The sequence below is a fragment of the Methylobacterium sp. WCS2018Hpa-22 genome (assembly GCF_031843785.1).
Lineage (GTDB): Bacteria > Pseudomonadota > Alphaproteobacteria > Rhizobiales > Beijerinckiaceae > Methylobacterium.
The window spans coordinates 44,468-66,826 of sequence record NZ_JAVTJA010000005.1 but is presented as its reverse complement, the minus strand read 5'-3'; the positions used below and the strand labels follow the sequence as shown (position 1 = coordinate 66,826).

At 62.8% G+C, this 22,359-nt stretch carries 27 protein-coding genes and 1 tRNA gene; 11 read left to right on the top strand and 17 right to left on the bottom strand.

Going from position 1 to position 22,359, the window contains the following annotated elements; genetic code table 11:
* Positions 1–222 precede the first annotated feature (222 nt).
* From RQI43_RS08240 to RQI43_RS08230, 3 genes are all read right to left on the bottom strand, one after another.
* Complete coding sequence (locus RQI43_RS08240; protein WP_311274843.1) at positions 223–1,410, bottom strand: FAD-binding protein; 1,188 nt, start codon at positions 1,408–1,410, stop codon at positions 223–225.
* 88 nt (positions 1,411–1,498) lie between these two features.
* Entirely contained in the window at positions 1,499–2,947 is a 1,449-nt protein-coding gene (locus RQI43_RS08235) for a polysaccharide biosynthesis C-terminal domain-containing protein (protein WP_311274842.1), read from the bottom strand.
* 102 nt (positions 2,948–3,049) lie between these two features.
* Positions 3,050–4,051: a magnesium transporter CorA family protein gene (locus tag RQI43_RS08230; RefSeq protein ID WP_056424594.1), complete on the bottom strand. Its 1,002-nt coding sequence runs from the start codon at positions 4,049–4,051 to the stop codon at positions 3,050–3,052.
* Between the two features lie 214 nt (positions 4,052–4,265).
* Between RQI43_RS08230 and groES the strand changes: the two genes are divergently transcribed.
* Both groES and groL read left to right on the top strand, forming a co-directional pair.
* Positions 4,266–4,553: a co-chaperone GroES gene (groES, locus tag RQI43_RS08225; RefSeq protein ID WP_018042554.1), complete on the top strand. Its 288-nt coding sequence runs from the start codon at positions 4,266–4,268 to the stop codon at positions 4,551–4,553.
* Positions 4,554–4,646: 93 nt separating this feature from the next.
* Positions 4,647–6,290 (top strand): chaperonin GroEL, encoded by a 1,644-nt coding sequence (gene groL, locus RQI43_RS08220; protein WP_056424589.1) that lies wholly within the window; start codon positions 4,647–4,649, stop codon positions 6,288–6,290.
* A 234-nt stretch (positions 6,291–6,524) separates the two neighbouring features.
* Here groL and RQI43_RS08215 read toward each other — a convergent pair whose 3' ends face one another.
* A complete protein-coding gene (locus RQI43_RS08215) occupies positions 6,525–7,256 on the bottom strand; it encodes a hypothetical protein (protein WP_311274841.1) in 732 nt (243 codons plus the stop codon).
* Between the two features lie 302 nt (positions 7,257–7,558).
* Here RQI43_RS08215 and RQI43_RS08210 point away from each other — a divergent pair, with 302 nt between their 5' ends.
* Both RQI43_RS08210 and RQI43_RS08205 read left to right on the top strand, forming a co-directional pair.
* Positions 7,559–7,891, top strand: coding sequence for a hypothetical protein (locus tag RQI43_RS08210; protein ID WP_311274840.1), 333 nt, complete (start codon positions 7,559–7,561; stop codon positions 7,889–7,891).
* 143 nt (positions 7,892–8,034) lie between these two features.
* Positions 8,035–10,146 carry an ABC transporter ATP-binding protein/permease gene (locus RQI43_RS08205; protein ID WP_311274839.1) on the top strand — a complete coding sequence of 704 codons (2,112 nt, stop codon included), beginning with the start codon at positions 8,035–8,037 and terminating at the stop codon, positions 10,144–10,146.
* 10 nt (positions 10,147–10,156) lie between these two features.
* Here the strand turns inward: RQI43_RS08205 and RQI43_RS08200 are convergent, their stop codons facing one another.
* The 3 genes from RQI43_RS08200 to RQI43_RS08190 form a co-directional block, all read right to left on the bottom strand.
* Complete coding sequence (locus tag RQI43_RS08200) at positions 10,157–10,873, bottom strand: LrgB family protein (RefSeq protein WP_056424577.1); 717 nt, start codon at positions 10,871–10,873, stop codon at positions 10,157–10,159.
* On the bottom strand, positions 10,870–11,265 hold the full coding sequence (locus RQI43_RS08195) for a CidA/LrgA family protein (RefSeq protein ID WP_311274838.1): 396 nt from the start codon (positions 11,263–11,265) through the stop codon (positions 10,870–10,872). The genes RQI43_RS08200 and RQI43_RS08195 overlap by 4 nt, the downstream gene beginning before the upstream one ends.
* Positions 11,266–11,333: 68 nt before the next feature.
* Complete coding sequence (locus RQI43_RS08190) at positions 11,334–11,801, bottom strand: TerB family tellurite resistance protein (protein ID WP_056424570.1); 468 nt, start codon at positions 11,799–11,801, stop codon at positions 11,334–11,336.
* Positions 11,802–12,003: 202 nt separating this feature from the next.
* Here RQI43_RS08190 and RQI43_RS08185 point away from each other — a divergent pair.
* Positions 12,004–12,079: transfer RNA gene (locus RQI43_RS08185), tRNA-Thr, on the top strand.
* A gap of 192 nt (positions 12,080–12,271) precedes the next feature.
* The gene (locus tag RQI43_RS08180) at positions 12,272–12,421 is read left to right on the top strand and encodes a hypothetical protein (protein WP_311274837.1); all 150 of its coding nucleotides are present in this window, start codon (positions 12,272–12,274) and stop codon (positions 12,419–12,421) included.
* Between the two features lie 40 nt (positions 12,422–12,461).
* On the opposite strand, the gene RQI43_RS08175 is transcribed toward RQI43_RS08180, so the two are convergent.
* Positions 12,462–13,202, bottom strand: coding sequence for a hypothetical protein (locus tag RQI43_RS08175; RefSeq protein ID WP_311274836.1), 741 nt, complete (start codon positions 13,200–13,202; stop codon positions 12,462–12,464).
* Positions 13,203–13,307: 105 nt separating this feature from the next.
* Here RQI43_RS08175 and RQI43_RS08170 point away from each other — a divergent pair, with 105 nt between their 5' ends.
* Positions 13,308–13,688 carry a hypothetical protein gene (locus RQI43_RS08170; protein WP_311274835.1) on the top strand — a complete coding sequence of 127 codons (381 nt, stop codon included), beginning with the start codon at positions 13,308–13,310 and terminating at the stop codon, positions 13,686–13,688.
* Here the strand turns inward: RQI43_RS08170 and RQI43_RS08165 are convergent.
* Complete coding sequence (locus tag RQI43_RS08165) at positions 13,592–13,843, bottom strand: DUF4113 domain-containing protein (protein WP_311274834.1); 252 nt, start codon at positions 13,841–13,843, stop codon at positions 13,592–13,594. The two genes, RQI43_RS08170 and RQI43_RS08165, sit on opposite strands and share 97 nt — an antisense overlap.
* A gap of 253 nt (positions 13,844–14,096) precedes the next feature.
* Between RQI43_RS08165 and RQI43_RS08160 the strand changes: the two genes are divergently transcribed.
* Positions 14,097–14,630 (top strand): MucR family transcriptional regulator, encoded by a 534-nt coding sequence (locus RQI43_RS08160; protein WP_311274833.1) that lies wholly within the window; start codon positions 14,097–14,099, stop codon positions 14,628–14,630.
* Between the two features lie 573 nt (positions 14,631–15,203).
* Entirely contained in the window at positions 15,204–15,428 is a 225-nt protein-coding gene (locus RQI43_RS08155; protein ID WP_156467678.1) for a hypothetical protein, read from the top strand.
* 388 nt (positions 15,429–15,816) lie between these two features.
* Here the strand turns inward: RQI43_RS08155 and RQI43_RS08150 are convergent, their stop codons facing one another.
* Positions 15,817–16,035, bottom strand: a complete 219-nt coding sequence (locus RQI43_RS08150; protein ID WP_311274832.1) for a hypothetical protein — start codon at positions 16,033–16,035, stop codon at positions 15,817–15,819.
* A gap of 178 nt (positions 16,036–16,213) precedes the next feature.
* Here RQI43_RS08150 and RQI43_RS08145 point away from each other — a divergent pair, with 178 nt between their 5' ends.
* Positions 16,214–16,366, top strand: coding sequence for a hypothetical protein (locus tag RQI43_RS08145; RefSeq protein ID WP_311274831.1), 153 nt, complete (start codon positions 16,214–16,216; stop codon positions 16,364–16,366).
* A gap of 61 nt (positions 16,367–16,427) precedes the next feature.
* Here the strand turns inward: RQI43_RS08145 and RQI43_RS08140 are convergent, their stop codons facing one another.
* From RQI43_RS08140 to RQI43_RS08110, 7 genes are all read right to left on the bottom strand, one after another.
* Positions 16,428–16,700 (bottom strand): hypothetical protein, encoded by a 273-nt coding sequence (locus RQI43_RS08140; RefSeq protein ID WP_311274830.1) that lies wholly within the window; start codon positions 16,698–16,700, stop codon positions 16,428–16,430.
* Between the two features lie 171 nt (positions 16,701–16,871).
* A complete protein-coding gene (locus tag RQI43_RS08135; RefSeq protein ID WP_311274829.1) occupies positions 16,872–17,456 on the bottom strand; it encodes a hypothetical protein in 585 nt (194 codons plus the stop codon).
* A complete protein-coding gene (locus RQI43_RS08130; RefSeq protein WP_311274828.1) occupies positions 17,453–17,743 on the bottom strand; it encodes a hypothetical protein in 291 nt (96 codons plus the stop codon). The genes RQI43_RS08135 and RQI43_RS08130 overlap by 4 nt, the downstream gene beginning before the upstream one ends.
* A gap of 17 nt (positions 17,744–17,760) precedes the next feature.
* The gene (locus RQI43_RS08125) at positions 17,761–18,162 is read right to left on the bottom strand and encodes a hypothetical protein (RefSeq protein WP_311274827.1); all 402 of its coding nucleotides are present in this window, start codon (positions 18,160–18,162) and stop codon (positions 17,761–17,763) included.
* A gap of 3 nt (positions 18,163–18,165) precedes the next feature.
* Entirely contained in the window at positions 18,166–18,708 is a 543-nt protein-coding gene (locus tag RQI43_RS08120; RefSeq protein ID WP_311274826.1) for a hypothetical protein, read from the bottom strand.
* A 296-nt stretch (positions 18,709–19,004) separates the two neighbouring features.
* Positions 19,005–20,630, bottom strand: coding sequence for a terminase gpA endonuclease subunit (locus tag RQI43_RS08115; protein ID WP_311274825.1), 1,626 nt, complete (start codon positions 20,628–20,630; stop codon positions 19,005–19,007).
* Positions 20,572–21,228, bottom strand: a complete 657-nt coding sequence (locus RQI43_RS08110; RefSeq protein WP_311274824.1) for a hypothetical protein — start codon at positions 21,226–21,228, stop codon at positions 20,572–20,574. Before RQI43_RS08110 ends, RQI43_RS08115 begins: the two co-directional genes overlap by 59 nt.
* A gap of 277 nt (positions 21,229–21,505) precedes the next feature.
* On the opposite strand from RQI43_RS08110, the gene RQI43_RS08105 reads away from it, so the two are divergent.
* Entirely contained in the window at positions 21,506–22,147 is a 642-nt protein-coding gene (locus RQI43_RS08105) for a hypothetical protein (RefSeq protein ID WP_311274823.1), read from the top strand.
* Positions 22,148–22,359: the final 212 nt, after the last annotated feature.

The window sequence follows — 22,359 nt, the reverse complement described above, 5'->3', positions numbered from 1 at the left end:
GCCCAGCGCTGTTTCAAGCAGCTTAGAGAAAATTTCGGCGGAAGCCGAGCCTTGGAACGGCTCTAAAACTCCGCACACCCGGCGGGGATAGCGCGAAAGCCATTCAGGATCATGAGGCCGCTGCGGGTGAGATTGTCGCGGTCAACGTTTGGGCCGGATGCTGAAAGCTTGGTTCTGGCATCGGGCGAGAACCGGATCGCCGGGGCGGGAACCGTACGGGGGTCAGATGCCAGCATACATCCGTCCGGGATTGAAAACCCCCTTCGGATCGTGCGCCGCCTTGATCCCGGCCGTCATACGAAGCAGCGGATCTGACAGAGGCTCGAAGACGGCGGTCGCCGCGCGTACCGCATCCGGTGCCCGCACCAGGGTGGCGTGCCCGCCGGTGGTGCGGAGGACGTCGCGGATGGTCTCGGCGCCGGCATCGCCCTCGGCCGAGGTGGCCAGCCAGACGAGGCCGCCGCCCCAATCGTAGAACCAACGCGCCTGACGCTGCGCCGCGATGGCGGCTGTGACCGCAGGACCCTGCATCGGTGCGGTGGAAATTCGCCAGACGGCGGATGCGCGCGGTTCCGTCAGTGGGATGACATCGCGGATCGCAGCCCACAGAACGGCTCCGATCTCGCCCTCAATGATCTCCGGCTCTCCGAACCGCCTGAGGAGCTTGCGCAATTCGCCGAGGCGGTAATCGAGGGATTCCGAGAAACCTTCAAGGCGCATCAGAGTGCGCGGGCTCGGCCCGTCGAGGCCGCTCGGCAGGTGAGCCGCACCCGTGAGTTCGAACGGCGATCCGAGGGCGGCACTGAGAGCGGCCACCGCCGTCGCATCGTCGAGGCCGGAGAAGGCCAAGGTCGTCACCCGTTCCTGGACGGGAAGCACCTTGAATGTCACCTCGGTGAGCAGGCCGAGAGTGCCCCACGAGCCCGCCATGAGCTTGACGAGGTCGAGGCCGGTGACGTTCTTCATCACCCGCCCGCCCGATTTGATGGCCTCGCCGCGCCCGTTGACGAAGCGGACGCCGATGAGGCTGTCGCGGGCCGCTCCCGCATTGATCCGGCGCGGTCCCGCATTGTTGGTCGCTGCCACGGCACCGAAGGTCGGCTCCCCGGCCGAGCCCATCAGGATGCGATGGTCCATCGGCTCGAAGGGCAGCATCTGGCCGCGTTCCGCCAGCAAGGCCTGGACCTGCGCGAGGGGAGTTCCGGCCCGGGCGGCGACCACCATCTCGGCCGGCTCGTAGAGGGTGATCCCAGTCAGACGAAGGGAAGAGAGGGTGGCTTCGTCCTGGGCGGGGCGGCCGATCGCGGCCTTGGTTCCCCCACCGACGAGCCGCATCGGCTCGGACCGGCCGGCGGCGTCGGCGACGATGGCTTGTGCCTCGCCCTCGTCCTGAGGCTCGTATGACCGCATCGTTTCCTGCCCGCTGCGATGCTCGACGGCATCTTCAGACGACCATATGCGGGAAGGGACGCCCCGCTTTCAAGCGGTGCGTTCTGTCTCACGCCGCCGGGGTGACGGCGCGCTGCCGCAGATAGGTTGTCACGAGGCCGCGTAATCCGGCGATGTCAAACACCGCAACGAGCAGGGCATAGACCAGCACACCGAGAGGCAGGCAGATGGCGAGTGCCATGGCCGGATCCATGTGCCTGAACGGTGCCAGGCAGGCCATCATCGCCAGGGTGGCGGTACAGGCGGCAAAGATCTCCCACCAGTCGATCCGCAGGCGCTCCGGACCCGCGAGGGCCCGGACTGCGAGCCAGAGCGTCGAGGCGACGAGGCCGGCGCTCTGCGCCATGGCGATGCCGGGAGCGCCGAAATGCGCGGGGAGGACGACCAGGCAGATGGCATTCACGGCAAGGCCGACAAGGGCGGCAGCGATGACCGGCACCGTCTTGCGCCGGATCTGGAAGATCGGGTTGAGCCCGAAATTGAGCAATGTGCCGCAGAGCAGGCCGGGGATGAGGATCAGCGCATAGAGGGCGAAGGGGCCGCGATAAGCCTCCGGCACGACGAGCCCTTGGAGTGCCGGTAGCACAGCCCAGAGCCCGCCGGCGCAAGGCACCATGAGCGCCACCACGATGGCCGCATTTCGGCCGATCTGGGCCTCGGCCGCCACATGGCCCTCGTGCTCGTCCACCCGCACGGCGAGCTGGAACAGGATGAGGTCCAAGGCCGTGCCGATCATGCTGAGGCTGCGCGAGGCGACATCCGCCGCCAGGGTGAAATAACCGGCCTCCGCCAAGCCGAACGACATGGCGATGGCGCTACGGTTGAGGAACGGCGTGATCTGGTAGATCGCGTTCGCCACGATCAGCGGAAGCCCGTAGGCGCGAAACAGCCGCCAGGTCTCCCCCATCCGAACGCGGACGATCGGCACGGGCGGATCGAGCAGCGGCTTGCGAAGTATCACGACGGGTAGAAACTGGCTGAGCCCGCAAGCGACCAGCACCCAGAGCGGCTGCGGAAACAGCCAGGCTGCGCCCGCCATGAGCAGGAATGACAGGCCGTTCTTGATGAAGGTGAGCTTGAGATAGAGGCCCCCGTCGAATCGCGCGCGAGTGAGGGCTGCGTGATAATCGAACAGGCCGATGCCGAAGGCGGCGAGGCCAGCCCCCGCCGCGATGGCGAAACGGCCCTCCCTGTTCATTTCCACAGTCGCGCCGACGACGGCGCAGAGAGCCGATGCGACCAGGAGGAGGACGGCCAGGATGGCGTAGGCCCGGTCCAGCCCATGGCGGATCCAAGGTTCCTCGCGCCGGACGCGATTGGAATAGAACCGTGTCGCCGACAGCCGCAGCCACTCGAAGACCAGGGTGTTGAGCACCACGGCACCCGTGGTGGCGAGGCCGAACAGGCCGAAATCCGCCGGCCCCATGAGCTTGGCCAGAAGGAGGCCGAGGCCGAAATTGAGCCCGGCATTCAGGATGAAGGCGACGATTACGGCCATGCGGTCGACTCTGGTCGCCGGATTGCCGGCGATGCTCCCAATCCTTGCGCGCTGGGCCGAAAAGATTTCCCTAAACCCCGAAAACGCTCGATCGAACGCGCGTCAGAACCAGCCGCGCAGCTTGAAGAAGACGATGGGGATGATCGCGCTGATGACGATCAGCGACAGACCATAGGGATAGCCATAGGCCCAGTCGAGTTCCGGCATGTGCTTGAAGTTCATGCCGTACATCGACGCGATCAGGGTCGGCGGCACGCCCACTACCGAGACGACGGTGAGCACGCGAAACGTGTTGTTCTGCTCGATGTTGATGAGGCCGAGAGTGGCGTCGAGCAGGAACTGGACGTTTTCCGACAAGCGGATCTCGAACTCGTCGAGGGAGGCGATGTCCCGGCGCAGGGTCTCGAAGCGCGGCATCTCCGTGGCGCCGAGCAGGTGCTCGCACTCCCCTGCAACGAACGGGAGTATGCGCTCGAGGCCGAGCAGGCTCGAGCGGATCTTGCCGAGCGCCTTGCCCCGCCGACCGACGCTGCGGAGGATGCGGCGCAGCGCCAGGTCGCGGCGGCGCGGGGTCTTGCCGGAGTCGCCGGCGACGCCCCCTGCCCTCACGTCGAAGTCGAAGATCCGGGTCGAGAGCGCGTCGAGATCGGCGCCCATCTCCTCCAGGGCGTCGGCGAGGCTGTCCACTAGCTCCTCCACCAAGAGGAGGAAGATCTCGGTGCCGGTCTGGCAAGCGCCGTCACCGTCGCCGATGCGCTTCTTGACCTCCTCGAAGGCGCGCAGCTCATTGAACCTGACGGTGATGAGCCGGTCCCGGGTCAGGACGAAGCCGAGCGGGGTCAGCTGCGAATCCACCTTGTCGAAGGTGATCATCGGTGTGGAGAGCGAAAGACCGTTCTTGAGCCGGCGCAGGCGGCTCGAGTTCTCGACCTCGCTCAGAGCCTTTCGCGAGGGGACGCGCAGGCCGGTGGCGGCCTCGATATGCTCCGCTTCCTCGGCACTCGGATCGTTGAGGTCGATCCAGATCGCATGGCTCGGCACGCCGCCGCCATTGGCTGCGCCGGAATGCTCGACCGCGCCTTGCGGTCCCTGAAGGCTGATCATGGGGTGATTGTCATCCGTCTGTCAGCGACCGGAGAGCAGAACATGCTGCGCAAACGCGGCATGACGCGTCGTCCGCGTCTTGACTCGCAAGGAGCTTGAGCCTACCTCCGCCCTTGCTTTGGCACTCTTCGCTCGGGAGTGCTAACAGCCTGGGTTGGGCGAGCCCTTCGGCCGCATCAACGCCATCCATGAATTTGAAGCAAGAGGGCAGCTCATGAAGTTCCGTCCGCTGCACGACCGTGTCGTCGTCCGCCGTATCGAAGGCGAAGAGAAGACCAAGGGGGGCATCATCATCCCCGATACCGCCAAGGAGAAGCCGCAAGAGGGCGAGATCGTCGCCGTCGGCCCTGGCGCCCGTGACGAGGCCGGCCGCGTGAACCCGCTCGACGTCAAGGCCGGTGACCGCGTCCTGTTCGGCAAGTGGTCCGGCACCGAAGTGAAGATCGACGGTCAGGACCTCCTGATCATGAAGGAATCCGACATCATGGGCGTCGTCGCCTAAAGCGACCCGGCCCTCTTCCTTCTTCCATTCGAGCCTTTCGAGCGCGCCCTTCGGTGAGCGCCTCAAGGCTCTCAACCTGATGAGGATCTATACATGGCAGCGAAAGAAGTACGCTTCGGCTCAGATGCCCGCGAGAAGATGCTCCGCGGCGTCGACATCCTCGCGGATGCCGTCAAGGTGACCCTCGGCCCCAAGGGCCGTAACGTCGTCATCGAGAAGTCCTTCGGCGCTCCGCGCATCACCAAGGACGGCGTCACCGTCGCCAAGGAGATCGAGCTCGCCGACAAGTTCGAGAACATGGGCGCCCAGATGGTGCGCGAAGTGGCCTCGAAGACCAACGACATCGCTGGCGACGGCACCACCACCGCCACCGTCCTGGCCCAGGCCATCGTCCGTGAAGGCGCCAAGTACGTCGCCGCCGGCATGAACCCGATGGACCTGAAGCGCGGCATCGACCTCGCCACCACTGCTGCCGTGAAGGACATCACGAGCCGCGCCAAGAAGGTCGCCTCGTCCGAGGAAGTTGCCCAGGTCGGCACCATCTCGGCCAATGGCGACAAGGAAATCGGCGAGATGATCGCCCACGCCATGCAGAAGGTCGGCAACGAGGGTGTCATCACCGTCGAGGAAGCCAAGACCGCCGAGACCGAGCTCGACGTCGTCGAGGGCATGCAGTTCGACCGCGGCTACCTCTCCCCGTACTTCATTACGAACGCGGAGAAGATGGTCGCCGAGCTCGAGGACCCCTACATCCTCATCCACGAGAAGAAGCTCTCGTCGCTCCAGGCGATGCTGCCGGTTCTCGAGGCCGTGGTGCAGACCGGTAAGCCGCTCGTTATCATCGCCGAGGACATCGAGGGTGAGGCTCTCGCCACACTCGTCGTTAACAAGCTGCGCGGTGGCCTCAAGGTCGCTGCCGTCAAGGCTCCGGGCTTCGGCGATCGCCGCAAGGCCATGCTTGAGGACATCGCGATCCTGACCCAGGGTCAGATGATCGCCGAGGACCTCGGCATCAAGCTGGAGAACGTTACCCTCCCGATGCTCGGCCGCGCCAAGCGCATCCGCATCGAGAAGGAGACCACCACGATCATCGACGGTCTCGGCGAGAAGGCGGACATCGAAGCCCGCGTCGGCCAGATCAAGGCGCAGATCGAGGAGACCACCTCGGACTACGACCGTGAGAAGCTCCAGGAGCGCCTGGCCAAGCTCGCCGGCGGCGTCGCGGTCATCCGCGTCGGCGGCGCGACCGAGGTCGAGGTCAAGGAAAAGAAGGACCGCGTCGACGACGCGCTCAACGCCACCCGCGCTGCGGTGGAAGAAGGCATCGTCCCCGGCGGCGGCACCGCCCTCCTCCGTGCCCGTGAGGCCGTCCGCGCTCTCCAGAGCGACAATCCGGACGTCCAGGCCGGCATCAAGATCGTGCTGAAGGCCCTCGAGGCCCCGATCCGCCAGATCGCCGCCAACTCGGGCGTCGAAGGCTCGATCGTGGTCGGCAAGATCACCGACAACACCTCTTCGATCACCTACGGCTTCAACGCCCAGACCGAAGAGTATGTCGACATGATCCAGGCCGGCATCGTCGACCCGGCCAAGGTCGTGCGCACCGCTCTGCAGGACGCCTCCTCGATCGCCGGCCTCCTCGTCACCACCGAGGCCATGATCGCCGATGCTCCGAAGAAGGACAGCGGCGCTCCCCAGATGCCGGGCGGCGGCGGCATGGGCGGCATGGACTTCTAAGTCGTCCCTATCGTCACGTGGAATGGATGCTCTCGCGGTTACCGCCGCGAGAGCGGAGAGGGTCGTCGCAAGACGACCCTCTTTTCGTTACGGATGATCGGACAAGACCGGGCGCTGGGCGGTTAAATGTCGTCGCGCGGACGGATTTGGCCGAATTGAATCCGTGAAACCTTCGCCCGACATTTCAACCCGTCATGGCGAAGAGATCCGGCGAGACTTCAGTATCGGCGGTGTTTACCCTGCGCGGCGATTGCACCGGACGTAAGAGGCGTCGCCCTTGGCGCTCGACCATGTCAGACGGTCGCCTTCGACGATCAGCTTCACTTGGGATGTCCAGCGCCGGCCGCCATCGCTGCAGGATGCCGCCACGCTCCAACTCGCGCCCATGCGCCGCCCGTCGCGGAAGGTACAGACGGTGTTTCCCGCCCGCGCGCCATTCTCGGTGATCCGCGCCGGAATGTATCCACGGCGCCGCGCGCCGCGGCGGCATGCCACCTCGTTCGGCCCCCAGACGCCGATATAAGCCGCCGCCTCGATCGGTGGAGAAGCGGCAGCGGGGGCATCGGCGCGGGGCGTCACTTCCGTATCCTGCTTGAGCGCGACCGGCCGGATGCCTGGCTGGGCAGGGGATGCAGCGAGCCTGTCCCGGGCAGGCGCTCCAGCGTGAGCAGAGCCAAGCCCCACATCCGACCAGGGCGCATTGGCACGGGGCAGGCGTGAGGATGCCGCCGTGTTCTCGAACGGACCCGGCTCGTTCAAGGCAGCCTGTGCCGTGCCGGTCTCAGGGCGGACAGGTGTATCGTTCGTCAACAGAACTGTGCTGTAGCCGAGGAGAACGCCCCAGCCCATGGCGAGGGATACTGGGAGTATCAAGGCACGGCGCGACCCTCCCGACGGTCCGGTCACCGTCACTGACGGCGTGCCGTCCTCGTTTCTCATATCCTCGCTTTCGATGCCGGCGGCCATCGTTGTCTCCCGTCAAGCCCGACCCTGAGGCCGAGCCAATCCCGTGCGCGCCAATTTCTCGGCGGCACCCACCACCTCACTATTCCGCGACATTCGATCCCCCACCCCGTCCGACATGCAGGCCGTTATCATTCTCAAAGTTGGCTCTCGTCAGGACAGGTGTGTGATTATTCTGTCTCGGTGCGTTTGATAGCGGTGGATAGACTCCGGGAATAGGGCGAGCGAACGGCAAGGCCTTCCCGTCGCTTGCCAAAACTGCCATGCTCAAGCTTGTGAGAAACATACCAGCGCGCAGATCCATCGTGACGAGACGCCTCGCCATCGCCGTCTGCGTCGTCATCGCCACCTCGGCCGGCGCTCAGACGCCTCCCTCCACTCCGCGGATGTCCTGCGCGGACGCGATGGCGCTCGTGAAGCGCGACGGATCGGCGGTCCTGTCCTGGTCCGTGGGCAAGGCGGATAGGTCCGGCAGGGGGGAGCAGCCGGTAAAGACGGAACGCTTCGTCAGCGATCGCAGCCTTTGCGGCCTGACGGAAATCGCCGAGCTCCGTTTCGTCCCGACCCGCGATAATCTGGAATGCCCCGTGGGGTACCGCTGTCGCGAGCCCGCTTACGGCGACTGGGATTGGCCCTGATCCGATCTGACGCATCCGGCGGGTGAAGCCCTCGCCACGATCTCGCCACGACCGGCCGTCACTGCCGCCGTCACGATCGGGTGCTAATCCGGCGGGCGAAGACCAATTCGCACATTTGAATTTACCGAGTTGAGGAGACGCGCGTGGCCGTACTCAGGACAGGCCTCGGCCTGCAGGCCGCCATAACGGCGCTCTTTGCCCTCGTTCTTCTGATCCTGCCGGGCACCTCGACACCGCTCTACGTCAGCCTCAGCGGCTTCGCGATGGTGGTGATCCTTTTTGCCTCCGCCAAGCTCTCAGATTATCTCAAGGTGTTCGTTTCCGTCTACGGTATCGGGTATTTGTTCCTAGCCGGTGCTAAGCAACTTGCAGCATCCGGTTTTCTGCCGGAGACGCTGGCGGCACTGCTGCCGCCTGCCTTCGCGGCCACGGGCGCGGTGGTCTTCGCAGGTATCGTGTTCGGAATTTCCCATCTCGAACCCATCCGCGCGATCACTCGTATCGCGGATCCGTTCTTCGCCGCACGCGAGGAGCCGAACCGGGAAATCCGACCGTTCCGTTTCTTCGGCAGTACCGAAGGCCGGGTCGCACGGCGCCTCGTTGCGCTTTCGATCTTCATCACCTTTGCGCAGGTTGCGCTACAACTGCGCCTGAACTTCTGGTACCGCGACCTCTTCAACGCGCTGCAAGAGTATAACGCCGACGCATTCTGGTATCAGCTCGTCTGGATCTTCGTGCCTCTTGCGACGATCTGGGTCATCATCGGCATGTTCGACACTTTCGTCGATGCTTCGCTGCATATCCGCTGGCGCACTTGGCTCGCACGCAGCCTCTACAGTCGCTGGCTCGATGGGGGCACGCATTACCGCATACCCTTCACCGACGAACCGGCCGACAACCCGGATCAGCGCATCCAGAGCGACGTCAACCTCTTCATCCAGCAGACGACGAGCCTGTCGATCCGGCTCCTGTCCCAGGCCGCTACCCTGGTTTCCTTCATGGTTATCCTTTGGGGGCTGTCGCGGGATTTCGTTCTTCCCTTCACCGACATGGTAGTGCCCGGCTTCCTGGTGTGGCTGGTCATCGTCTACGCGGTGGTCGGAACTTGGCTGACCCATCTCATCGGCCGCCCGCTCATCGGTCTCGACTTCCGGCAGGAAAAGGTAGAGGCCGATTTTCGCTTCTCACTCGCGCGGACCAGGATCTATTCCGAGCAGATTGCCCTGCTGCGCGGTGAGCGGTCGGAGACCTTGCGCCTGCGCGAGCTGTTCCGGGAGATCATCGAGAACTACCTCGCCATCATTTACCGGCGGATCAAGATCGGCAGCTTCACCCTGTCCTACAACCAGATCAGCGTGGTGTTTCCCTACATCCTCGCCGCTCCATCCTACTTCCTGAAGAAAATCACCCTCGGCCAGTTCCAGCAGACGGCGAACGCCTTCAGCAGCGTCCAGGGTTCCCTGTCCTTCTTCATCGATTCCTACACCACCATCGCGTCGTACCGCGCCAATACCAACCGCCTGACGTCATTCAAGCGGGCGATGACGAAGGCGGAGGCCCTGTCCGGTGCCGGATACGGCTTGGTGCAGGGCAGTGGACCGGGCCCGGCCGTGACGGCGTCCGGCATGACCCTGGCGCTGCCCGATGGTCGTGAGATCGTCTCCGCCAAGTCGTTCACCCTCACCAAGGGTACCGCCACTCTCGTCACCGGCCCGTCTGGATCGGGCAAGTCGACCCTGTTCCGTGCGATCGCCGGGATCTGGCCGTTCGGCAAGGGCCGGATCGACGTGCCCGAAGGTCAGTCGGCGCTGGTGCTGCCGCAGCGGCCGTATATTCCACTCGGAACCCTGCGTGGCGCGGTGGTCTATCCCAGCACCACCGACCAGTTCTCCGACGAGGCGATCCGCGAAGCCTTGATTGCCGCGCAACTGCCGCAGCTGGCCGACCGTCTCGACGAGATCGATGCCTGGGACCAGCGCCTGTCCGGCGGTGAACAGCAGCGTTTGGCCATCGCCCGCGCCGTGCTGGCGAAGCCCGCGTGGCTTTTCCTCGACGAATCCACCGCCGCCCTCGACGAGCCGAGCGAAGCTGGCATCTACCGCATGCTGCGCGAGCGGTTGCCGGGGACGACCATCGTTTCCATCGGCCATCGCTCGACGCTGCACGCCCTTCACGACACGCGCATCGACATGAAATCGGGCCAGGACGGCCGCTTCATCCCGACAGAAATTACTGAAGCTGCGCTCGCCAAATAGGGGGGTGACGTCAGCGCAAAAACGTCACGGCGAGCGGTGCGAGGATCGCCGTGATGAAGGCGTTGAGACCGAGTGCGATACCCGCGAAAGCACCCGCCACCTCGTTGACCTGAAACGCCCGTGCGGTGCCGACACCGTGCGCGGCGAGACCGGCGGCGAAGCCTCGTGCCCGCATGTCCTGAATGCGGAGCAGATTCATGAGCGGCGTCACCAGGATTCCACCGGTCATACCCGTCAACATCACCAGCACGGCTGCGAGGGTCGGATCACCGCCGAGATTCTGAGCAATCCCCATCGCGACACCGGTCGTCACCGATTTCGGGACGAGGGCGATGATGACGTCGTGCGGGATGCCGAAGGCCGTGCCCAAGGTCACGGCAGAGATGAGAGCTACGACGGAGCCTACGAGGAGAGCTGCCAGCATTGGCGCCAGCGAGCGGATCACCGTGGCGCGATATTCGTAGAGCGGGATCGCCAGGGCCACGGTGGCGGGCCCGAGCAGGAAGTGGACGAATTGGGCACCGTCGAAATAAGTCGCGTAGGGCGTTCCGGTCAGCTTAAGCACGCCAGCCATCAGGATGATGGCGACGACTACGGGATTCGCCAGAGGATGCCTGTTCGTTGCCGTGGCGATGCGGTCGGCCACCGCATAGACCATCAGAGTCACGGTCAGCCACAGCAGGGGCGTGCGCGAGAGATAGACCCAGAGCGCGAAATCGCCGGTCATGGCTCCCTCCCCGGGGCGACCCAACGCTTGACGGCGACGAAGGTGAGCGCCGTCGCCGTAAGGGTTGCCAATGTCGAGACGACAACGACGCAGGCCAGCGCCACGCCGTGAGCTTCGAGCACGTCGAGCCGTCCGACGATACCGGCGCCAGCCGGGATGAACATCAGCGACAGATGGGCGAGCAGCCCTTTCCCGGAGCGCTCCAGGGTGCCGTCCACGAGGGGCGCAGCGAGGACGCGTGAGGCAATGCCGGACCAGCGGTCGCGCAACACCATGAACAGGAGAAGCAGTGCCATCCCGATGACCGGACCCGGGACTGAGAGGGCCGTGGCACGTGCGAGCACCTCTCCGACGAGTTGGGCCAGGAGGATCAAGGTGAAGCTGACGATCATCGCGCCGCGATTCTTTCTTCCGGCCTGATCCGGCCCGGCGAAGCCGAGGATCGTCTGCCGAGCTGCCGCTAGGAGACCGCCCCCGATTCTGCGCCGGCCCTGGCGAGACGGATCGCCGTGTCATCGAACCGGAGCAGGCGACCGAGCCGCCAGACCAACGCCTCTTCGAACTCATGAACCGTGCCATCGGCGCCGGCCACCGACCATGCCATGGAGAGCAGCCGCGCGCGCTCCGTCTCGCCGAACTCGTGGCCCATCATTTCCACGAGCAGCGCCATGTCGCGGGTCTGGGCATCGACACCGGCCGCGCGAGCGATCAGCGCTTCGGCCTCCTCGCGGTTGCCGGCATAGCGTCCCTCGACCAGGCGGCAGAGCCGCTCCGACTCGGCCCCGTCGAGAACTCCATCCACCCGTGCCACATGGACGAGAAGGGCAATCGCCGCCAAGCGCTCATCTACAGCTTCCGAATCGTCCGGGCTCGCGGACAGGCCGAACGCGTCGGCAGCATAGGCACGCAAGCGGGCGATGAGGGACATGGCTTTTCCTGAAACGTGCCGCGAGCCTTCGAAGCCGCATCGCTCCGCGTCAAGGCAGCATGGCGCATCGCGGGACCGTGATGCACCGTCCGTGGCACAGTTGCATCACGAAGACGACGCGGGCCGCCTTGCCATCGGTCGAGCGTGCGGATATGAAGCCGCAACGATCCGAAGCGACACCAGCCGTCGCACTACGGATCTCGCCGCAATAGCTCAGCTGGTAGAGCACCTCATTCGTAATGAGGGGGTCGGGGGTTCGAATCCCTCTTGCGGCACCAACACTTAGCTCACTTCCTGCTTACCGGCCAGCGCCTCCGGTAAGCGTATGGTAAGCACCACGCGAAAATCGATTTCGGTAAGCAGCGACCTCGGAAGTTCGGTTCCGTCGCATGCGGCATCCCAGACATAGCGGCTTGGTCGGCATCCACAGTGACCCTTGCCCGCCGCATCCCCGCGCCTACCCTAGCCTCATGAACACCCCCACCGACCTCCGCGCCACAGCCGCCCGCCTCGCCACGATGACCCAAACGGGCGCGTTCATCCCAAAGGATCAGGTTGGGGTGTATGCTGAGGCGCTGAAGGCCTTGGCCGAGAAGATGGAGAGGGAGAAGGCCAAATGAAAAGGCTAGGGCTTTCGACGAGATAAAGCTAAGTCGTTTGCTATTTCTTGCAGCCTTCCTTACTTATTTCGCGTATCATCTCGGCAAAATAAGCTGAGTTGGCGTCATAATGCCTGCATAGCAGCGGACTTCTTTTAAATATGCCTACAAAACTTTTTCTCCAATTAATTCTTGTTACTTCGTTTTGTGGTGTAGTATCGACATCCTCGGAGTAAAAATCCATAACAGCTGCAAAATAATCAATCATCAATGTCGCTATGGCTGATGCTTTCTCAAAATTTACGTCAGCATCATTTATATCTACATTGCTATAGAAATATTTTTGCATATGAGGTTCAGCAATAAATACTTTATTAACCTCTAGACTCTGAGTGACGATGGCAGCCCAGATGGTTCCATTGATTGCTCTATTACTTGTATCTAAGCTCTCTGATATTTTTTTAGTTTGATAAAGTGAGATGAGAAAAGATGCGCCGATTATAATAAACGTTAATGTTTCAATGATTGCCTTGGCTCTGCCGCCATGTTGATGGGCCGCATTATCGCTATGCTTGTCCAATGTTTGCGCGTCCTTGTTAAATAATTTGATTGACATCAATAAATGCATCGATAGTCGCTCGACAAGTGTCGGCGCCAGACTTAACTTCGTTCTGCGGGTACGTTTAGCACAGTTGTTGTATGGTACGTAAAGGAAATAATCATCAACCGCAAAGGCCTTCGAAGACTTGCTATTGCTAGTTTTAAGCGCGTGCAACTCTAAACCTGCCGCTCCATTGGTCAAGTCGCATGTCCCACCCCAAGATGCCGAGCGGCTTCGTTTCACCCCCTCGCCGCCTGTGGCATCCCAGACATAGCGACGGGGCTCGCCCTCCCCTATCCCGTGGCGATGTCAGCTTCGCCCGCCTTCAAGATCGAACCGAACTCGCCCCAGGCATGGCGTGAAGCCTTCCTGAACCTGAAGCCGAGCGTGGTGCCATGCTCTGGCCTGACGCCTACCACTTGGCCGGCCATTCACGCTGCGTCCCTCCACTTCCTCGACAAGCACGCCGACGAGGCTGGGCGGCTGGGCTGGACGACGCTGCAGTTATTCGGCGTGCATCCTGACCTCGGCGTGATCCGCTCCGACTTTTGCGGGGCCATGGTTCTGAGTGGCGACCTCGTGACAGAGGTTCATCCCGACTTCATCCGCTTCGCGCGGACGCGGTATTTTCGGAACGTCCCCGGCCGGCCGATTGGCGCGGTGCCGATCTGGGCGAAGAGGCGGTAGGCCCTGGCTGTCGGCAATTCTGACACTCGCGTCGTGTAACGTGGGCGGCGCATCTCGAACTTAGTTGACCAGGTCCGCTTCTTTTCCAGACCCGCCTGGGCCGGCACGATAGCACCGCGACCGAAGCACCGATTGCACTCGTCCATCGCCGTCATCAGTGGAGCGCTGCGCCTGCGGTGGAGCTAATCGATAAGGGCGCGAGAGCCCTTTTCCGGCAGCGCAAAAGCGGTCGCGATGACGCCGGCCTTGCTGAAGCGCCGTGCCATGTCGATTTCCGCAGCTCTGACCGGAGTTGATCGCTTCAGGGAGCCGCTATCCAACAAACTACGTGAGTTCTGATCGTTAGAAATGTTGTGTTTCATACCAAACTTACTGTAAGGGGCGTCCACTGTCCTCAGAGAAAACGTTATGGCTGACAACACTCGAGATTTTCAGGCAAATTACATCGAACTCACGGCCGACATCGTCGCCGCCTACGTCTCCAACAACTCGGTCCCAGTCGGAGCGCTGGCCGACCTACTAAGCAGCGTGCACGCCGCCATCAGCGGCCTTTCCAGCGGTGGATCTAGCGCGCTGGAGGCGGACAAAATCCAGAAGGCAACGCCGGCTCAGATCAAGAAGTCGATCACGCCAGACCACCTCATCAGCTTCGAGGATGGCAAGCCCTACAGGACGATGAAGCGGCATCTAACGCTCCGCGGTCTGACCCCGGAGACTTACCGCGCGAAGCATGGCCTGCCTGCCGATTACCCGATGACCTCAGCCGGCTACTCGGCTGCAAGGTCTGCCCTGGCTAAGCAACTCGGTCTCGGGCAGCAGCGTAATGGTGCGGCCAAGTCGAAGGCTGTCGCGCCGGAAGAGGCCGTCGTTGAAAAGGCTACCCCCGTCCCAGAAAAGCCTAAGAAGGTCGCTCGGCCTCGCAAGACTGGCACTGCCAATTAACCCAGGCCATAAAAGCGGGTCGGGCGAACGTTCGCGGCGCGTACCCGACCCGTCGCGCCTCCGAATGACGGTTGAGGCGGGTCGCAGGGCAACACGGGCTGGTTCCGCTGGTCGGTTACGACAGCTGCGGCGCAATCCGCGGGCAGTATCTAAGTTTTAAAACCTGACGGAATTAATCCGGCCTAGGAGCAGTCACGCGGCCGTGGCATGGTGCGACGATGAACGAGACGTCGATCCACCCATACACTATCGAGATCCTTCCACCGAAGGCGGAGGGTGGTTCGTATCAGTGGGCGCTTCGCAAGAATGGGAAGCTTGTCCAACGCTCAGATCGTAGCTTGCCAACGGAAGCCAAGGCTCACGAGAATGCCTTGGCAACGGTCGAGAAGCTGCTTTCGGGAGCGGGAGAGCGATAACATCGCCTGTCTTATTGAGCGTAATGCTCCAACGAGCGGCAATGACCTCTGTGCAGATCCATACTTAATGGCTAAGGTTGCCCATCACCGGCCTCTACCCTTGGCTCCGATGACTGAGAGAGTCGTGCGCTCCCGCCTCCACTAGGAGAGCGATGCGATGCCCGACACACTTGGATCCCGCATGGATGCCCTTAGCGAGCGACGGCCCTCTGCCTATCGCGTGCTCCTGCTTGCAAAGACCGGAGCTGTGATTGGCATGGTTCGCATCTCCGTTCAGGATGATGACGAAGCCATCGAACGCGCAAAGGCGATGGTAGACGGTCACGCGGTCGAGCTATGGGACGGACTGAGGTTTATTGAGTTGTTCCGGCCCGTCGATTAGGGGGGCGGTGGTGTCGGGCGGCGCTACCGGAGAGTATTCGTAGTTCATCTTCAGACACGAGATTTCACGAAGGATCTCCCTCGACTCCCTTAAAAGCGCGCGGCTCTGCGCTACTCCTGCACGAATGTCGCAACGTAGTTTGACTACGTAGCAGCGGATGTCTTGAGGTGACTCTGGAAAAGGGTCTTTTCCCAGATTGGATAGACGGAACATAAGCTTACCAGATTAGTGCGGGATAAATCCGCAGCGATTTAATCACCGGTGCGTAAATTCTTCGCATTCGAAGTCGGCTTTATGAGGCCTTTCCTGATTATTTACGATCACATTAATTGTGATCGCCAATATTATTGTTGGTCAAATCAGAAACAGTGTTCCCTGATGTCTGCTTTCAGATAATCCGCGCCTCGCCCGGCTTGAGCCGCATACGCTTTACGCTCATGGCGCCGAGTGTGCCGACGATGCGAGGCTCCGTCCTGCCGGGCTCCTGCGCTTCCGCTATCTCAAGCGCGTCCGCCACCGTCTTTGCTAGGATCGCCCACACGTTGTCAGTGCCGTCCGGCTGCTGGTTCGCCACAAGGTAGGCGGTAAGGGCGGGCTTCTTCGGCATGGCCGGGGAGATGCCAGAATGCCGCAGTCCCGTGAAGGCCCCGCGTCAAAACAGAAACGGCGGCACCTGGGATGCCGCAGCAATCTATGGATTCGGGAATGCCCAGCTTAGCGGCCGCTGACACCCCTTCCCCGCCCTGACGGCGGCCGGGCTTGAGGAGAAGACGGATGGAAACCCAGTGAACCTGTACGTGGCTGCGATCATGGTTTCCACAGCAGCCGTCTACATCGGTCTGCTGGTCGTCGCACTTACCAACGACATGCCCTGGCTACTCGTGATACTGGCACTCCTCGCCGTCTACGGATTTACGCCCCGTCGCTGGTTTGATTGAAAACGAAAAACCCGCCGCGGCGTGAGCCGGGCGGGTTTATGCCTAGGCGGATGTGGTTGGCTCAGTACCCATAGCGGCGAGCGCGGCGGTAATGCTGATCCTGGCGGCGCAGGTGAGCACCATACCGACGATCCTGTAACATCTGACGGCGAACACGCTTGCGATACATGTGCTGCGGAGAATGACCATAGCCGTAGCGGTACTGAACCGTTTCGACCGCAGCAGGCTGCCCGAGAGAGGCTGCGTTAGGTGCAAGCGGCGCGGCCTGAGCCGTTGATGCCAAACCAGCGCATATGAGCGAGGCGGCAAGCGCCAGGGAACGCAGGTCTTTCATTCGATGTCCTTCCTTGTGACAGGACGCTGGCATGTAGGTCGGCAGAGCTTGTCTTCAACGAGAAAAACCCCGCTCCAGCTTTCGCCGGGCGGGATCCGGTGGCCATAGTTTCTCGGGACGCTGGACGCTATCAGGCCATATCGGTCTGTCGCCTTCCTATGTTGGGGTGGGCTACGCTGGCGATCCTCCAGGCACCCCAGCCGAGCCGGTCTGGAAGAAGTCCGAGATGTACGGCCGGGTGCGTTCGAGAAGCGGCCCGATGTCTGGACGGGTCCAGAGTAGCGCCAGGACGAGTAGGACGGCCCCTCCGAGCCCTACACCCATCGCCAGCCGGTTCTTCCTCGGGACCACACCGTCCACCGCGCCAGGGGCGCTGATGTGGAGCACGGCGGCGACCACCGACAGAAGACGGATCGGCGCGTAGATCTCGGAATTAACGAACCAAGCCGGCATCCCGGCGAGCCGGAAGACGACCGCCAAGATCGCCTGTCCGTCCGTCGAGAGCCACGCCAGGACGATCCCGACGATGAGGAAGTCCGTTCGCTTCGGCTGCTTGGCCTTCAGCGCCACCCAGGCATCCCTGCCGTAGATGTAGACTACCATCGTCGCTGCAGCCGCCTGCATGACGCCGATGGCGATGTTCATGTCCGAGTTGGGGACGAAGGCGTTGATGATGCCGTAGATGACGGCCAGGAACAGCACCGTCAGCCAGATCGCACCGCGGATCTGCTCAGGTCGGTCGTCGTTGTAGATCACGATCCTGCATCCCTACTGCGCTGGCGCTCCATGCCTCGGAGCATGTCGTCCACCAGATGGACGACCTCACTGGTTTGGCCGGTGTGGACCTTGGCCTGTTGCTCGGCTGTGCGCTGCCGAATGGAGACCTGATCGACCTTCAGCCGCTTGGTCTGGGCGTCGGCGACGCGCTGGACATCCTTGCCCGCGGAGCCGGCACGGTGCTGCGCCGAGTCGTAGCGGGCAAAGGCTGCATCGACCCGATCCGAGGGGTCGTCTCCACCAACGCGCCAGTTGAACAAGAGCATGATGCGCCTCCACCATTTCATGGGGCGCCCCCGTTTGGGTCGCGTTTGACGGCCCCGGCGATCATCGAGACGGCCTGGCTCAGGTTGGCGAGCTTGTGGCTCGCTTCCTGGCCCTGAAGCGCGATCTGATGAGAAAGCTCGCCGACAGTCTGCCCGCGAGCCTCGAGCGTCGTCTGGACGCCACGCATGGCGGCGGTCAGGCCATCCACGGCCGTCTCACCGGCCTCGATTGCCTTGATCAGGCGATCCCGGTCGGCGAGCGTCACGTCATTGAGCTTCTGAAGCTTCCGGTCCTGCGCTCGGATGACGAAGCACAGCCCGATGATAGCGAGGATGAGCAGGACACAGACCAGGCCGAGGACGCCCCGGTCGAAGAACTGATCTGCGCCTTTGGCGGCGACTTGCTCGACAGCTCCCACGGGCTAGCGCCGCGTCGCCGCCGGCAGAAGCGCCGTGATCTGGCTCTCCTTGATCTGCGAGGAGCGCGAGGAGCCGAGCCAGAAGGCGATGGCCGTGCCAAGCGCGAGGTTCGATGCGCCGTAGGCTTGGCTGAGAAGCTGATAGACGCGCTCGGGGATCTCCGCCTGAACGAAGTAGAGGGCCACAGTCAGCGTGATCCACGCGACGAAGATGAGCAGCGTCACGATGGCCGGCATGTTCGAGACCCAGGAATGGGTCTGAGCGAGCGCGATCTGCATCGTGCGCGCATTGGCGATGTCGGCCAGTTCCGCATCACGCGCCCTGGTCTCCGCTTCGATCTGCGCCAGCTTCACGGCGGCAGCGCCGGGGTCAGCCTCGATTGCGCTGGCTACGGCCTGTGGGGTTGCCTCTACGCCCAGGGCAGCGGCGATACCCTTACCGACAAGCCCGCCGATGGTGCCGCCCAGCGGGCCACCGAAGAGGCCACCGAGGGCCGGAAGCCCGATCTGTGCGAGCTGTCCCGCGATGGATTGCCAGCCGTCCATGTCACGATGCCTTTTTGGTGAAGAGGGAGCGAAGCGAGGCCCAGAAGCCGCCTGTCTGGACCGTCGGCTCCGGCAGCGGCTTCGCAGGCGTCAGCACGCCACTGTTCCGAGGCGCGGGCTGGACGAGGGGGCCGGCAGGGGTAGAGGCAGTGGCAGAAGCGACCGGCGACGGAGCGTAGGGCTGGGTCGAGAGGTCGCCGGGGGTTCCCTGCGACCGCGGCACCTTCACTGTCAGCGGAGCCGTTGGCGCATTGGTGATTGGTTGGATCGGAACCGGCTTGCCGACAGCATCCTGCTCAGGCGTCCAAGCCGTGTCTTTGATCTTCGACCACTTCGCGAAGGCCGCGGCGAGCTTCGTGTGGTAGCCGTGCTTCGCGTAGGACGCGCCGTTGGACGTTGCCACGGCCAGCCTGAGACCGGACGAAGGCGTAGACCTCGGCAGTGAACCCGCTCGAATCGATGCCCCAATCCCGAACGGCGATCTCGGTGCCGCTGGCATGGTCCCAGGTCTCCGAGAACATTGCCTCGAGCTCTTTCCAGACCTCAGGGCGATTAGTTGCGCCGATCAGCACGCGATGCTCGATCAGCCAACGCTCCCGGTTACGGCCGAAACCCCAGACACCAACCTCCAGCCGGTCCTTCTGAACGTCGACGCCGCCGAATAGGACCAGAGCGGCCAACGAGACCGTCCCGGAAGGATCCGGATCGCGGCGAGCGTAGACATCCTCCCATTCAGGAGCTTCGGCGCCTTCCTTCCACGTCCTGGCAAGCTGTGTGTTGAAGAAGGTCCCCAAGGCGCCCGGCCCTCGCCGTAGTGCGCGCGCGAACTTCGCCACGGTTTGAACGATTGATTGCTTCGGTGCGTACAGCTTCGACGCCTGAAAGCCGGCGTGCTCATTCGGCACTGCCTCTCCGCCGCAATGGGCGCACAAGGCCCTCCGGACCCCAAAGGCTGTTGCCGCCCAGCGCTCAGGGGCCTGTCGCTCCCCACAACAACTGAAGGTCTTGGTCTGACGCCACTCGATCCGGCGCAACGCTACGAGGCGCTGCGACTCGGTCCAGGGCTTTTCACATGACACACACTCGATGCGGGCGGTTGAAGAATTGATCTTCCCGCCGTCGTCTTTCTCGAAGCGGACCCGATCCCATTCGAGGCTCTGCCAGGTCTGGCAATGCGGGCATTCGACGAAGGCCTTACGCTGATCGCCCTCCTCGTAGGAGGCTTCGATCGCACTCCGGCCCGCCACGGTGGGCGAACAAGCGAGGACGGTAAGGCTATTCGTCGAGAACTCGGCCTGGCGCTCCTCGGCGAGGTCGATCGGAGGGCCTTCGCCGCCGGCGGAGAGCGGATATTTGTCGATCTCGTCACACACAAGTAGCCGAATCGGCCGCATCGCAAGGTTGGTTGGGCTGTTCGAGCCGACGAGCGTGATGTGCCCGCCGGGGAACTGCTTGTGCGTGAGGGTCGCGCCGGCGTCCTTGGCCTTGGCGTCGCCGAACAGCTCGCGCAACACCTTCGTGTCGCGGATCATGGGCGCCAGCCGGTCCTTCGAAAAGGTCTCTGCCGCATCGTCCTTCGGCAGGACCCCAAGGATGGGGCAGGGATCGACGTGAATGAACCGTCCGAGGATGTTCTCGATCACGGTCGTTTTCAGTAGCTGCGTACACGCCATCAGCGTGATCTTGCTGACGCCGGGCTCCGTCGCCGCGAGCATCGGACCACGCGCCACCTCGACGCGCGAGGTGATGAACTTGCCGCCGTTCGACGATTCCTTGCTGAGCTTGCGGAACTCCTCCGCCCACTCGACCACGTTGACCTGAGGGGCGGGCCTCGTGCCTGCCCGCCAGTTTCGGAGAAGGCTCTCAAGGTCGAGGTAAGGTTGCTTCCGGCTCTCCGAGCTCGTCGAGATGCTTCTGGACATACTCGGTCAGAACCATGGTGAGCTTGCGCGCATCTATCTTAAGCTCATCCGCCATCTCAACTGCGACACGCGCCGGCCATGACTGCCAGGCGTCGCGGATATCACGAGCAGTGTCGAAGAAGAGTTTCTCAGCCGCCTCGCGATTGACGAGGCTTCCCTGCTTTAACTCGTACTCCTGCTTGCGCTGCAGTCCGAGGAAGTTCTCCTTGCGCCGAACCGCCTCCTGAAGGTCGAGGTTGGGATCGTCTGGGTCGAAGTCGAGCGGGTCGTCTTCGACCTCGGATGCCGCCGGCGGTGCGAGTGGAATTGCTGCTGCAGCCCTCGACGGAGGGCTTGCGCTGGCCTTACGAGGCGCTCCCGTCTGGGCGTTACCGGTGTTACCGGGGGCGGCCCGGATTGGTCGGTGGGTAACACCGCCGCGATAGGTGGCAGGGCGCTGATCCAGGCTCCATTCCGACGCTTCAACGTCGATCAAACCTACATCAGAAACTACCAGTAACCCTTTCTGTTTCCAGCCAGTTACCGCCTTACGGGTGACCCCGCGCCTACGGGCAAAGTCGGCTTGACTGAGAAATTTCGGGCCGCTCGCATCGCTCATCCCGGCTGTTACCTGTTACCGCGTTACCGGGTTTTCGGACCCTGGCGCTAGGAACATTGGGGGCCCCGACCACCCGTATAGGGTTAGAGGCCACAGGGTCCCCGCCGCTCGGAGCGGCGCGGTTTGATTGGTCCTACTGGTCAGCGCTATTGGGGGAGCCGCTGGCTACGGCATCTTCGCCTTTATCTTGCCCGCTGGCCTCACCGCCTACCTCGCGGCTATGGCCGCGCAATTCGCTAGGGCGCATCGAGTTAGCGCCCGAAGGAAGTCCGCATAGATGGCGAGCGGTGAGGCTCAATCATTCCGCATCTCGCTCATCCGATGTCTTGATGCGAGGCTTAATGGAAGGGAGGGAGCGATGCGATCTGATCCCGAAACGATGAACGAGCAGTTCCGGGCGGACTGGTCACGGTTCCATCCAAACCAAGAGCCAATAGGATGGCTTCTGAGGGCCAGACCAATTCCCTGGGTCCGATTTCATGCTCTTCCTGAATCCAAGCGCTATGCCGAGGATGCAGCCGAACGCGCGACGATACTCGCCCGAGCATATATTCTTGCGGCCGAGGTGCTTGGCGAGGGCGCATCTTGTTGGATGATCGCGTCTTATTATTGGTTCGGAGAGAAAGCTGCGGAGGGCGAGCCTACCTTGGAGTGGGTGTATGACGATGATGATGAGGATCTCGGCATATTTCGTAGCGAGGTCAGCTTGACCGAATGGCGTTCAGGTGCACACGACACGTCACTTAGGGCGATTGCCGAAGGGCAAACAGCTCATGAGGTTTGGATGGCCAGAGCCACGGGGGAGATCTTTGCGCCATACGATGGCGGCTTTGACCTTTTCCTCTCTGACTGGACGCGCGTGGCCGTCCTGAAGACAAAATGGGCCAGCTGGCTTTCCTCATATCCTGGAGGTTTATGAGGTCGATCTGCCGCCCATCTTTCTCCGGCTTCGCCACACAGCAGGTGCCGGAATGGCCGTGCGAGTGTCTAGGGTTCCGAGGCGAGGCTTTAGGGTGGTGAGGCGGGGCATCACTCGCGCCCGTTCAGCGCTTGGCCCGCATCACATCCGATGTTGATGCCGAACTCGATCTCTGCCGTGATCGGTACCTGCGGTGCGATGGGCCACTTCCG